This is a genomic window from Pseudomonas fragi (assembly GCF_025426255.1).
GTDB lineage: Bacteria > Pseudomonadota > Gammaproteobacteria > Pseudomonadales > Pseudomonadaceae > Aquipseudomonas > Aquipseudomonas kulmbachensis.
The window spans coordinates 1150781-1163574 of sequence record NZ_CP104861.1 but is presented as its reverse complement, the minus strand read 5'-3'; the positions used below and the strand labels follow the sequence as shown (position 1 = coordinate 1163574).

The following is a 12794-nucleotide window of genomic DNA, read 5'->3' as shown; positions in this document are numbered from 1 at the left end:
ACATGTTTCGACCCAAGCTTTTGTTCACCAGCCTTGCCGCTATCGCCTTGGCTGCATGCTCGCCACAAGACCCGCAGGCCGTCACCTCGGCAGCCATTGCCAAGCAAGTAATCTTGCCAACCTACAGCCGCTGGGTTGAAGCCGATCGCCAATTGGCGGTCAGCGCTCTGGCTTACTGCCAGGGCAAGGAAAACCTTGAGACTGCCAAAGCCGACTTCTTGCACGCGCAAAAAGCCTGGGCAGAGCTGCAGCCTTTGCTGATCGGGCCTCTGGCCGAAGGCAATCGTTCGTGGCAGGTGCAGTTCTGGCCGGACAAAAAGAACTTGGTCGGCCGTCAGGTTGAGCAGTTGGTGGTTGCCCAGCCGCAGATCGATGCCACCGCACTGGCCAAGTCCAGTGTTGTGGTGCAGGGCCTGTCGGCTTATGAATACATTCTGTTCGACAGCAATATCAACCTTGCTGACGATGCGCAAAAAGCCCGCTACTGCCCACTGCTGATCGCCATCGGCGAACGTCAAAAGCAACTGGCCGAAGAAATCCTGGCCAGCTGGAACAGCACTGACGGCATGCTCGCTCAAATGAGCAAGTTCCCGAACCAGCGCTATGCCGACTCCCACGAAGCCATCGCTGACGTGCTGCGCGTGCAGGTAACCGCGCTCGATACCCTGAAGAAAAAACTCGGCACGCCAATGGGTCGCCAAAGCAAGGGCATTCCACAGCCATTCCAGGCTGATGCCTGGCGTAGCGAGTCGTCACTCAAAAGCCTGGCAGCCAGCCTGGCGGGTGCTCAAACCGTATGGGTGGGTGTCGACAACAAGGGTTTGCGCGGTCTGTTGCCTGCCGAACAAAAACCATTGGCTGACAAGATCGATGCTGCGTATGCCGCCTCGCTCAAGCTGCTCAATGACAATCAGCACACTCTGAACGAACTGCTGGCAGATGACGCTGGGCGCGCTCAACTGAATGCTATCTACGACAGCCTGAATGTGGTTCACCGCCTGCACGAAGGCGAGCTGGCCAAGGCCCTGGGCATCCAGCTGGGCTTTAACGCCAACGACGGCGATTGATGAAGGAAGGTTCGATGATGCGCAGGCAAGCTCTCAAGCTCGGTGGTTTATTGCTCAGTGCCGTCACGCTGGGCGGCTGGTCACTGTTCAAGCACAAAGACCAAAGCCCGATGTTGTTGAGTGCCCGTGACGATGTGGACGGTAATCACTTTGCTGTCGGTTATCGCCTGGATGGCACTCAAGTGTTCAGCACCCGGGTTGGCCAGCGTTGCCATGACATCATCAACCACCCGACACTGCCCATTGCACTGTTTGTAGCTCGGCGCCCCGGCACCGAAAGCTATCTGATCAACCTGGCTGATGGGCAGTTGCTGCAAACCCTGACTTCCCTGCCCGATCGGCATTTTTATGGTCACGCGGTGATCCATAAAGACGGCGAGTGGCTGTACACCACCGAAAACGACACCACCGATCCGGGGCGCGGCCTGCTGGGGGTTTATCGCTTTGAAGGCGAACGCCTGATCCACAGTGGAGAAATCCCCACCCACGGCGTGGGCCCGCATCAGGTGTCGTGGATGCCGGACGGCGAGACACTGGTGGTGGCCAACGGCGGGATTCGTACCGAGGCCGAAAGCCGGGTCGAAATGAACCTGAATGCGATGGAGCCCAGCCTGGTACTGATGCAGCGCGACGGGACCTTGCTCAGCAAGGAAACCCTGAGCCAGCAGATGAACAGCGTTCGGCACTTGGGTATCGCCAGTGACGGCACTATCGTGGCCTGCCAGCAATTTATGGGCGATGCCCATGAGTTGTCCGAGTTATTGGCCATCAAGCGTCCCGGCCAGCCATTTGAACCCTTCCCGGTGGCCGAGCAACAACTGCGTGCCATGGGCCATTACACGGCCAGTGTCGCGGTACACAGCGACTTGCGGCTGGTCGCGCTGACCGCACCGCGGGGCAATCGGTTCTTTGTCTGGGATCTGGACAGCGGTGCCTTGCGTCTGGATGCGCCGTTGCCCGATTGTGCCGGGGTGGGTGCGGTGAAGGATGGGTTTGTGGTTACGTCCGGCCAAGGTCGTTGCCGGTTCTACGATTGCCGCCAAAGCGACCTGATGACCAAGCCTTTGGAATTACCCTCCGGGCTGTGGGACAACCATCTACATGTTATGTAGAGCTGCAAAATTCTGTAGCAGTTGACGAGTAGTGCGAGGCTACGTTCGGCTGCACAGCAGTCGTAAAACCATTCAGCTTTGGTGTTTCTGAGACACCGTGTTTACCGGGTTTACGACTGCTGCGCAGCCGGACGCTGCCTCGTTCCTTCGGCAGCTGCTACAGGGCCCCTTACTTCTTCAGCCCCTGACTCATTCCAAACATAAACAGCAACAGGTCGTGATCGGGTTTTGCCGCTACCGCCACCTTGACTACGCGCGGCAGCGGGCAATGAACCCCCTCTTGCGTCCCACCCAACACTTGGGTCACAGGCTGCTCCCATGCAGCAAATGCCACGCCAGCAATGGTCAGAGCACCCAGAAAAAACAAACTTCGTGCTAATTCTCGCTTCATCACCGTAAACCTTTGATAGCGCTGCCAAACACCGTCTTATAAAAGTAGATCAGTCTGTCCCAGTCCGTGGAGTTCCACGACGAATGGCGGCGCAGTTGTTTAAGATCGTGGGAGGCTGCCTTATGAGCTGTCAGGCGTTGCCGGCTTTTTTCGAGATCCAGCAGAGCCACGCTTATCTGTGCGCTATCGCCCTGGCCGATGACTCGTACAAACACATGTTTGGCGTAGAGGCAGCCATGTTGCCAGCGCCCCAGATGCATACGCGCCAGGGTTTGACCAATCGCTTGAAGTACACGCTCATGCACCGCTTCACCCAGGCGTTCGCGTTCACCGGCGGCATACCAGTTGTCGATCTCGACAAAACCGTCCAGAGCGACAGTCACCAACAGTGCCCGCCATTGTTTGTCTGCCGCTTGTTGAGCCCCGCAGTACACCAGTTCAGGTACACCGACCGATAAATGGTTCAAGGCGAGCAACGCATCACGCTCGCGCAATACTGTTGGGCGACCCAGCGGGTAACGCCAACTACGGTAGGTGTGCCCGACCTGACGCTTGACATAGAGCAGGCGTCCGCTGGCATCGTGAACCCGTTGTACACCACTCTCCCCGCCACGACGCTGATTGGGCTCTTCAACCCATTCGCCTTTTTGATTCCAGTAAAACTCAAATTGGTCTTCAGACGCAGAGGGGGATTGCTGTACAAAATCAACGGTCATGACTTATCTCTTTCGTAATACGTAAACCCGCCACATCGCATAGAGCGGAATAAAATCCAGATGATCCTGAATGGTGAAGCCGGCCTTTTTAAACTCCGACTCCACTGTAACAGCAGGTAACACGAAACGGTTTTGGTAACCGTCCTGTTCTGTTTCTGTAGTCCGTTTGTGCTCAAGACGCTTGCGTTTCCAGGCCTTGAAATTGCCATCGACCCACAATGAAATAATCAGACTGTCCCGGCTGACGCGATGAAGCTCGCGTAATAGAGCCATCCGATGGCTTGCATCACCAATATGGTGCAGCAGGCGCATGCAAAAAATGCTGTCCACGGAGTTGTCTGGCATATCTATTTCAAATGCAGAGGTCTGCAATCGCCGTACCCGTTTCACCACATCGGCCGGTTGCGCCAGCGAAGCCACCTCCAGCATCGATGCAGAGTTATCCGCACCAATGATTTCACGGTTCGGCATTTGCGCAAGCAACGGCCAAAAACGGCCTGCACCGCACGGCAAATCCAGGACGACCGCAGGCTCACCCGCCAAGTGCAGAGCGCGGCGTGCCAACTGCTCGTCGCGTTTGTGCGAGAGACGGCGGGCCAGTCCATCCTGGTGCTTGATCAGGTAATCGGCAGCGTGTTGCTGGTCGTACTTTTCAGAAAACTTGAGTTTGATGATCGGATTCATGGAAGTGCTCCTGAAGCATATAAGCACTACCTTAATCAGGAAAACGTATGCATCAGGTCATCAGCAAGTGAAAATTCCGTGTATGCGTCCTACACAAACGTTGCAAGGTTTTACAGGCCGCGAATGCTGGCGCGGGGCCAGTTATGCATAAAACATCGGCTGACACGGCCTGCAGGGCGCAGGCCGCTTGAGGGGTTTCAGGCGTCAGCCGGGTCAAGCTCGACGTGAAAGCGGCAACCATTGGGCTCCATCGTGGTGAGGGTAACCCGCCAGCCCTGGCTATCGCAGATGCGCTGAACCAGTGACAGGCCCAACCCGAGCCCTTCGCCACGTTTTTCACTGCCACGAACAAAGGGTTGGAACATTGCCTGACGCTTCTCTTCCGGGATGCCGACTCCACTGTCTTCCACCACAAAGCCGCCGGGTTCAAGGGTCAATCGGATAAAACCGGTGTCGGTGTAGTGCAGTGCATTGCGCAGCAGGTTACCCATGACTGCATGCAGGAAGGTGGCGTTATAGCAAGTGTCCAGCGTATTGCCGGGGTCATAAATCAGTTCAAGGCCTTTAGCCTCGATGGGCTCACGCCACAGGCTGATCAGGCCTTCGGCCACGACTGGCAGTGTCACCTTGGGCGACATACTGGCATCTTGATGCTGAGCTCGGGCCAACATCAGGAAGGTCTGCACCAGTTCCCGCATCTCTTCGCATGCTCGCGATATTCGTTCGACCTGTGAACGACTGCGCTGATCCAGCGCCGGGTTTTCCAGCAACAGTTCGCAGGAGCTGGCCAACACCATCAACGGAGTGCGCAGCTCGTGGCTCACGTCGCTGGTGAACAGCCTTTCGCGCGTCAGGGTGTCCCGCAAACGACCCAGCGTGGCATCGAACGCCACCGCCAACTCGCCCACTTCATCGGCAGCGTAATCCGGCGCCAGAGGCGGTGCCAGGCCCAGCAATTGATCGCGATGACGAACCTGGCGGGCCAGGCGGACTACTGGCGCCATCACCCGACGGGCCAAGGTCCAGCCTAAAAAGACCGCCAGCGCCAGCGCCAGCACGAAACCGACCACGACCACGGCAAACAGCACGCGCTCACGCTCTTCGAAATCACTCTGATCCTGCAGCAGCACGTAACGCCGGCCATCGACCACTTCAACCATCGCGTGGTACGACAATTGATCCCGAAACACTTCATGAAAACCCGGATCCAGGTGGCGTAGATCCTTGGGCAAAGCAAAATCACCACGCCCGCCACTGAAGTAAAACAGTTGGCTTGGCTTGGGCCGATGGTTCCAGTCTGCACCATTGTCCATCAGCAACAAACGCTGCAAATCGCCGCCCAGACCGGCTGATATGAGCTTTTCTTCGACCAGGTGTACGGTGGCAATAATGCCTACGGCGAATGTTCCCGCGACCAATGCGCTCATCAATGCAAAGGCAATGATGATCCGCTGGGCGAGACTTTGCTTAAACTCCATCGCGAATCTCGGCGAGGCGGTAGCCCACACCATGCACGGTTTGCAACAGAGGCTTGTCGAACGGTTTGTCGATCACCTGCCGCAATTGGTGCACGTGGCTACGCAGGCTGTCGCTATCGGGACAATCATCACCCCACAAGGCTTCTTCGAGGACTTCGCGGCGCAGCACGTGGGGGCTTTTTTGCATCAAAACCGCCAGCAATTTCAGGCCTACCGGGTTGAGCTTGAGCAGGCGGCCTTCACGGGTAACCTCAAGGGTATCCAAGTCATAACGCAACTCACTGACCTGCAACTCGCGCCGCCCCCCGCCTTGAGCGCGGCGTAATACAGCCTCGATCCGAGCAGCCAGTTCCGACAGGGCAAACGGCTTGAGCAGATAGTCATCAGCGCCGGACTTGAAGCCTTGCAGGCGGTCATCCAACTGGTCCCGGGCGGTCAACATGATCACCGGGGTATCGCGTCGGGCGTCTTCACGCAGGCGCTTGCACAGGGTGTAGCCGTCGATCCCGGGCAACATGATGTCGAGCACAATCAGGTCGTAATGCTCGGTAGCCGCCAGATGCAGGCCGGACAAACCGTCTTGCGCACAGTCAACGGTATAGCCCTTGAGACCCAGGTAGTCGGCCAGATTGGCGAGGATATCGCGGTTGTCTTCTACCAATAAAATTCGCATGGGCATTCTCTCCGTTCACAGTTACGGCCGTCTTGGCCCGCGCAGCTTAAGGCCAAGCACCGCGCAGAGCCAGCACCGCAGGGCGCTGAAGCCATTTAGTTAGGTTATGCGCAAAAATGACATTTTTTTTACTAACGGTTCACAAACTCAATACAGTGGCGCCAGCACACTCTCGCACCCCCGCGTTTAAGGAAAAACAACTAATGCGTCTGCTGCACACCGCGCCAATGCGCTACCTCCTTCTGTTGACTGGCTGTTGGCTGGCGACCTTTCTAATTACCCGAGGCGTTCTGCTGGTCACCCATCTAGGAGAGGCAGGTAACAACTGGCTGCCGGTGTTTGGCATTGGCATGCTTTACGACCTCGGCTTTCTGACTTATGCCGCTCTGCCGCTGGGCCTGTACCTGTTGTTGTGCCCGCCAGCGCTGTGGCGTCGTCGTGGTCATCAGTGGTTCTTGCAAGGTCTGCTCACTGTAAGCCTGTTTGCCATGTTGTTCACGGCCGTGGCCGAGTGGTTGTTCTGGGATGAGTTCGGCGTACGCTTCAATTTTATCGCTGTGGACTATCTGGTCTACTCCGATGAAGTGCTGAACAACGTACTGGAGTCCTACCCGATCGGTATCCTGCTCAGTGCCATTGCCCTGGCAGCCATCGTATTGAGCCTTGCCTTGCGCAAGCCGTTCAACGCAGCCATGAACGCACCGCTACCAGCCTTTGGCGCTCGCCTTGCTACCTTTGCCGGTTTGTTGCTGGTCGCGGGCTTGAGCATGCAATTGCTCGATCAGGACGGTCCTCGCGGCCAAGGCGGCAACGCCTATCAGCATGAACTGGCGAGCAATGGCCCATATCAGTTCTTCGCAGCGTTCCGCAATAACGAACTGGATTACCAGCAGTTTTACGCCAGCCTGCCAACCGACGTTGTCGCAAAGCAATTACGCACCGAGCTGGCCGAGCCCAACGCAACTTTTGTTGGCCAGGACCCGCTGGATATCCGTCGCAACATCGACAACCCGGGCACGGCACGTCAGCCCAACATCGTTCTGGTGACCATCGAAAGCCTCAGCGCCAAGTACCTGGGCAGCAACGGCGATGGCCGCAATCTGACGCCAAACCTCGATCAACTGCGCAAAGAGAGCCTGTACTTCAATAATTTCTATGCCACCGGTACTCGTACCGACCGCGGCCTGGAAGCGATTACCCTGGCCATCCCACCGACGCCTGGACGCTCCATCGTCAAGCGCATCGGCCGTGAAAGCGGTTTCGCCAGCCTGGGCCAACAGCTTAAGGGCGTAGGCTATGACAGCGTGTTCGTGTATGGCGGCCGTGGTTATTTCGACAACATGAATGCGTTCTTCAGCGGCAATGGTTACCGCGTCGTCGACCAAAGCAGCGTCAATGAAGCCGATATCCACTTCAAAAATGCGTGGGGCATGGCTGACGAAGACCTGTACCGCGAAACCCTGAAGCTGGCCGATGCCAACTATGCGCAACAAAAGCCGTTCCTGTTGCAGTTGATGACCACCTCGAACCACCGCCCGTACACTTACCCTGAAGGCCGGATTGACATCAAATCAGGTAACGGTCGTGACGGTGCGGTGAAGTACACCGACTACGCCATTGGCCAATTCCTCAAGGATGCGCGTCAAAAGCCCTGGTTCGATAACACGATCTTCATTTTCGTGGCCGACCACACGGCAGGCAGTGCCGGCAAGGAAGACTTGCCGATCACCAACTATCAGATCCCGCTGTTTATCTATGCGCCCAAGTTGATCGAAGCTCGTGAAGACTCACAACTGGCCAGCCAGATCGATTTGGCACCGACATTGCTCGGGTTGCTGAACCTGGATTACCAGTCGACTTTCTTTGGCCGTAACCTGCTGCAGGAAAATCCGCTACCGCCGCGTGTGGTGGTGGGCAACTATCAGCACCTGGGTTTGTTTGACGGTAAAGATCTGGCCATTCTCAGCCCACGCCAGGGCCTGCGTCGCCACGATGAAGCGCTGACCACCAGCATTGAGTCCCGCGTACCGGCGACCGATCCGTTGATTGAACGGGCGATCACCTATTACCAGGCCGCCAGTCATGACTACAAGCAGCAACTGTTAGGCTGGAAGCCGGTGCAGGTGGCGCCGGTGCAGACTGCAGCGAAGTAATTTGAATCCATGGGAGTCAGCCTGCTGGCGATGCAGGCGGCTGGGTCTGCCTGACTCACCGCACTGATGTTATCGCTGGCTAGCCAGCTCCCACAAAGCAAAAAAGCCCCGCCTGATTACTCAGGCGGGGCTTTTGCGTATCGGGGTAAGGCTGGCTTACATCATGCCGCCCATACCACCCATGCCGCCCATGTCTGGCATACCGCCGCCAGCTGCCTTGTCGTCCTGGATCTCAGCGATCATCGCCTCAGTGGTGATCATCAGGCTGGCAATCGACGAAGCCGCTTGCAGAGCCGAACGAGTCACTTTAGCTGGGTCAAGGATACCCATTTCGATCATGTCGCCGTATTCGCCAGTGGCTGCGTTGTAACCGTAGTTACCCGAACCCTGCTTAACCTTGTCGACAACTACGCTTGGCTCGTCACCGGAGTTGGCAACGATCTGGCGCAGAGGTGCTTCAACAGCACGACGCAGCAATGCGATACCAACGTTCTGATCAGCGTTGTCGCCTTTCAGATCAGCAATGGCCTGCAGAGCGCGAACCAGTGCCACGCCACCGCCAGGTACCACGCCTTCTTCAACGGCTGCACGAGTTGCGTGCAGGGCGTCTTCAACGCGGGCTTTCTTCTCTTTCATTTCTACTTCGGAACCAGCGCCAACCTTGATCACTGCAACGCCGCCAGACAGCTTGGCCAGACGCTCTTGCAGTTTTTCACGGTCGTAGTCCGAAGTGGTGTCAGCTACCTGGGCACGGATCTGAGTCACACGAGCCTGGATGTCAGCTTCAACACCGGCACCGTCGATAACGGTGGTGTTTTCTTTGGTTACGGTGACGCGTTTGGCATTACCCAGGTGTTCCAGGGTAGCGCTTTCCAGGCTCAGACCGATCTCTTCGGAGATAACGGTACCGCCAGTCAGAACAGCGATGTCCTGCAGCATTGCCTTGCGACGATCGCCGAAGCCAGGTGCTTTAACAGCAACCACTTTCACGATACCGCGCATGTTGTTCACAACCAGAGTCGCCAAGGCTTCGCCTTCAACGTCTTCGGATACGATCAGCAGTGGGCGACCAGCTTTGGCAACAGCTTCCAGAACTGGCAGCAGTTCACGGATGTTGGAGATCTTTTTGTCGACCAGCAGGATCAGAGGACCGTCGAGTTCGGCAGTCATGGTTTCTGGTTTGTTGACGAAGTACGGGGACAGGTAGCCACGGTCAAACTGCATGCCTTCAACAACAGACAGTTCGTTTTCCAGGCCCGAGCCTTCTTCAACAGTGATCACGCCTTCTTTACCGACTTTTTCCATGGCTTCGGCAATGATGTCGCCGATGGAGCTGTCGGAGTTGGCAGAGATAGTACCTACCTGAGCGATTGCCTTGCTGTCAGCACATGGCTTGGCCAGGGATTTCAGCTCTTTGACAATGGCGATGGTCGCTTTGTCGATACCGCGCTTCAGGTCCATCGGGTTCATGCCGGCAGCGACGGCTTTCAGGCCTTCGTTGACGATCGATTGAGCCAGAACGGTTGCAGTGGTAGTACCGTCACCAGCGTCATCGTTGGCACGGGAGGCAACGTCTTTAACCAGCTGCGCGCCCATGTTTTCGAAGCGATCTTTCAGCTCGATTTCTTTGGCAACGGAAACGCCGTCCTTGGTGATGGTCGGAGCGCCGAAGCTCTTCTCGATAATCACGTTACGGCCTTTAGGGCCCAGGGTCGCTTTTACTGCGTCAGCCAGGACGTTAACACCGGCCAGCATTTTTTTACGGGCGGAGTCGCCGAATTTAACTTCTTTAGCAGCCATGTTCGTTCTTCCTTAAATACTTTGTAGTAACGGGAAAAGGAGCGGGAGATCAGCCTTCGATTACAGCGAGAATCTCGTTCTCAGCCATAACCAACAGGTCTTCGCCGTCAACTTTCACAGTGTTGCTGCCGGAGTAAGGGCCGAACACAACCTTGTCACCCACTTTCACGGCCAGCGCACGTACTTCACCGTTGTCCAGCACGCGGCCGGTACCGACAGCGAGAATTTCGCCGCTGTTGGCTTTTTCGGCAGCAGAACCCGGCAGAACGATACCGCCAGCGGTTTTCTTTTCTTCTTCGCTGCGACGGATTACGACGCGGTCATGCAGAGGACGAAGCTTCATTGTCGATCTCTCCTAATTGTGGTGTTCATCGGCCGGTGTCAATACCGGCTGGGTTTGCAAATCCGGAAATGCCGGGTGCGATTCGCTGAAGGGGTAGTGCTGTTGCCAGTAAAACCCTGCGGTGTCCGTTACATAAGGGCGCATCCACTTATTACAAGGGCGCACCCATGAAATTTTTAACCTTGCGTGTCGCAGAAAACAAACACGGCACCCAAGGTGCCGTGTTGATCACGCTCTATGCCTTATTTATCGCGGTGCTCAAACTCGCCTTCGATTACATTGGGCTCACGCCCCAGAGGCTGTTGGGACCGTGGACGAGCGGCTTCAAAATCTTCAGCAAATGCACGCTGGCGAATAGCTTGTTCTTCTGCACGCTTGCGCAGACGGTTGACCAAAAATCGACGAACCGGCGGGAACAGCAACAGCAAGCCAGCTGCATCGCTGATAAAACCTGGCAGCACCAGCAAGCCGCCACCCAACGCCAGCATCAGGCCTTCAAGCATTTGTTGAGCAGGCAGTTCGCCGCGATTGAGGCTTTCGCGCGCTCTGAGCGCCGTGGCCAAACCTGCGACGCGAACGACCAGAACACCCAGCATGGAACCGGCAATGATCAGCAGCAACGCAGGGAAAAACCCGATAGCGGTGCTGACCTTGAAAAAGACGTACAGCTCTAGCACTGGAAACAACAGAAAGAGCAATAGAAAAGCGCGCATCAAATGATTCCTCTCCGGAAGAATATCTTCCAACCCAACCTAAATGACGGCGCGCCTGTACAAATTCAAGGCTATACCGTCTGTTTTTTCGGCCACTCGCTTGCACGAGCCAATAAAACCAAGGCTTCGCGCACCTGTGTCGAAGTGTTGCAAGGTTCTGGGAAGCCCAACCAGTACAAACTTTCACCCACCCGCAAATGCATGCCTTCGCTGTCGATACCCACCAGTTTAGCTGGCCCCGTTTGCGGCAACCCGGTTAATTTCACGTAGTGCTCGAGCGCATTGGCGTGGTCGCTATTCATGTGCTCGACCATGCGCGCTTCAACTTGCCCGGCAAAAGGGTTGGGAAGCGTGACCTGGTCCAGCCAGTGAATGGCTCCGAATCCGCCTATATAACGGTGGCGAACAGGGTTTAGTACCCAAAAGTCGAAATCATGCGCGGTGTCGTAGCCCCGCGCTTCAGGGAAGTAGCGGTAATAACGTTCGCCAGCAGCTGCAATCGCTGCGGCATCGGTCAGTTGCTCGGCTTCGGCCAGGTAAGTCAGGCGCCCAACGGCCTGGACATCTTCAGCCCCGCGCTCACCGACCATCAAGGAGCACTTGGGGTCCTTGCGCAGGTTATGGGTGTGCTGGGCAATGCGGCTGATCAGAATCAGCGGCCGCCCCTGCTCATCCAGGCAGTAAGGCACCACGGAGCCAAACGGAAACCCCGGCATGGCCTTGGACAAAGTGGACAAGGCCCCCCGGTATTCCTTGAGCAGTAATTCTCGGGCATGCTTGGCAGCTTCAACGCTCAACTTATGACTCCTTAATAAAAAATCCGTCGATAACGGTCGAGATCAGGGCACTCATGCAACTAAAAGACAAAGTAATCATTATTACTGGCGGCTGCCAGGGGCTGGGTCGCGCCATGGCCGAGTATCTGGCTGCCAAAGGTGCCAGGCTGGCACTGGTCGACCTTAACCCGGAAAAGCTCGAGCTGGCGGTTGCGGCTTGCCAGGCGCAAGGTGTCGAAGCCCGCGCCTACCTGTGCAACGTCGCCGACGAAGAACAGGTTACGCAAACCGTAGCCCGGATTGCGGAAGATTTTGGCGCGATCAATGGTCTTGTCAACAATGCCGGGATTTTGCGTGATGGGCTGCTGCTCAAGGTCAAGGACGGGGTCATGACCAAAATGAGCCTGGCGCAATGGCAGGCCGTGATCGACGTCAACCTGACCGGGGTTTTCCTGTGCACCCGTGAGGTGGCGGCGAAAATGATCGAGTTGAACAGTCAGGGCGCGATTATCAATATCTCGTCGATTTCGCGTGCAGGCAACGTCGGCCAGACCAACTACTCGGCGGCCAAGGCCGGAGTAGCCGCTGCAACCGTAACCTGGGCCAAGGAGCTGTCTCGTTACGGTATTCGTGTGGCCGGGATTGCGCCGGGCTTTATCGAAACCGAAATGACCTTGGGCATGAAGCCCGAAGCACTCGAAAAGATGACGTCGGGCATCCCGCTCAAACGCATGGGCAAGGTTGAAGAAATCGCCCACTCGGCGGCATATATTTTTGAGAACGATTACTACACCGGGCGGATTCTGGAGCTCGATGGCGGCTTACGGATCTAAGCCCCGACACAAATCGACCTGTAGCAGCTGCCGAAGGAACGAGGCTGCGTTCGGC

Annotated in this window: 13 protein-coding genes; 4 read left to right on the top strand and 9 right to left on the bottom strand. The window is 56.6% G+C overall.

Going from position 1 to position 12794, the window contains the following annotated elements; all coding sequences use genetic code 11:
- Positions 1–2: 2 nt before the first annotated feature.
- The gene (locus N7D90_RS05480) at positions 3–1067 is read left to right on the top strand and encodes an imelysin family protein (RefSeq protein WP_261741221.1); all 1065 of its coding nucleotides are present in this window, start codon (positions 3–5) and stop codon (positions 1065–1067) included.
- Positions 1068–1081: 14 nt separating this feature from the next.
- The gene (locus N7D90_RS05475) at positions 1082–2179 is read left to right on the top strand and encodes a DUF1513 domain-containing protein (protein WP_261741220.1); all 1098 of its coding nucleotides are present in this window, start codon (positions 1082–1084) and stop codon (positions 2177–2179) included.
- Between the two features lie 169 nt (positions 2180–2348).
- Here N7D90_RS05475 and N7D90_RS05470 read toward each other — a convergent pair whose 3' ends face one another.
- The 5 genes from N7D90_RS05470 to colR all read right to left on the bottom strand — a co-directional run bounded on the left by N7D90_RS05470 (position 2349) and on the right by colR (position 6121).
- Positions 2349–2570, bottom strand: coding sequence for a hypothetical protein (locus N7D90_RS05470; RefSeq protein WP_261741219.1), 222 nt, complete (start codon positions 2568–2570; stop codon positions 2349–2351).
- Positions 2570–3286: a lipopolysaccharide kinase InaA family protein gene (locus tag N7D90_RS05465; protein WP_261741218.1), complete on the bottom strand. Its 717-nt coding sequence runs from the start codon at positions 3284–3286 to the stop codon at positions 2570–2572. Before N7D90_RS05465 ends, N7D90_RS05470 begins: the two co-directional genes overlap by 1 nt.
- Positions 3287–3289: 3 nt before the next feature.
- Complete coding sequence (locus N7D90_RS05460; RefSeq protein WP_261741217.1) at positions 3290–3970, bottom strand: class I SAM-dependent methyltransferase; 681 nt, start codon at positions 3968–3970, stop codon at positions 3290–3292.
- Between the two features lie 197 nt (positions 3971–4167).
- Positions 4168–5448, bottom strand: coding sequence for a sensor histidine kinase (locus tag N7D90_RS05455; protein ID WP_261741216.1), 1281 nt, complete (start codon positions 5446–5448; stop codon positions 4168–4170).
- On the bottom strand, positions 5438–6121 hold the full coding sequence (colR, locus tag N7D90_RS05450; RefSeq protein WP_261741215.1) for a two-component system response regulator ColR: 684 nt from the start codon (positions 6119–6121) through the stop codon (positions 5438–5440). The genes N7D90_RS05455 and colR overlap by 11 nt, the downstream gene beginning before the upstream one ends.
- A gap of 203 nt (positions 6122–6324) precedes the next feature.
- Here colR and N7D90_RS05445 point away from each other — a divergent pair, with 203 nt between their 5' ends.
- Positions 6325–8274 (top strand): LTA synthase family protein, encoded by a 1950-nt coding sequence (locus N7D90_RS05445; RefSeq protein WP_261741214.1) that lies wholly within the window; start codon positions 6325–6327, stop codon positions 8272–8274.
- A 156-nt stretch (positions 8275–8430) separates the two neighbouring features.
- On the opposite strand, the gene groL is transcribed toward N7D90_RS05445, so the two are convergent.
- The 4 genes from groL to N7D90_RS05425 all read right to left on the bottom strand — a co-directional run bounded on the left by groL (position 8431) and on the right by N7D90_RS05425 (position 11927).
- Entirely contained in the window at positions 8431–10074 is a 1644-nt protein-coding gene (groL, locus tag N7D90_RS05440; RefSeq protein ID WP_019827814.1) for a chaperonin GroEL, read from the bottom strand.
- Between the two features lie 49 nt (positions 10075–10123).
- Entirely contained in the window at positions 10124–10417 is a 294-nt protein-coding gene (locus N7D90_RS05435; RefSeq protein ID WP_019827816.1) for a co-chaperone GroES, read from the bottom strand.
- Between the two features lie 242 nt (positions 10418–10659).
- Entirely contained in the window at positions 10660–11130 is a 471-nt protein-coding gene (locus N7D90_RS05430; RefSeq protein ID WP_261741213.1) for an FxsA family protein, read from the bottom strand.
- 71 nt (positions 11131–11201) lie between these two features.
- The gene (locus N7D90_RS05425; RefSeq protein WP_261741212.1) at positions 11202–11927 is read right to left on the bottom strand and encodes a HugZ family protein; all 726 of its coding nucleotides are present in this window, start codon (positions 11925–11927) and stop codon (positions 11202–11204) included.
- Between the two features lie 53 nt (positions 11928–11980).
- Here N7D90_RS05425 and N7D90_RS05420 point away from each other — a divergent pair, with 53 nt between their 5' ends.
- Positions 11981–12739: an SDR family oxidoreductase gene (locus N7D90_RS05420; protein ID WP_261741211.1), complete on the top strand. Its 759-nt coding sequence runs from the start codon at positions 11981–11983 to the stop codon at positions 12737–12739.
- The last annotated feature ends 55 nt before the right edge of the window (positions 12740–12794 follow it).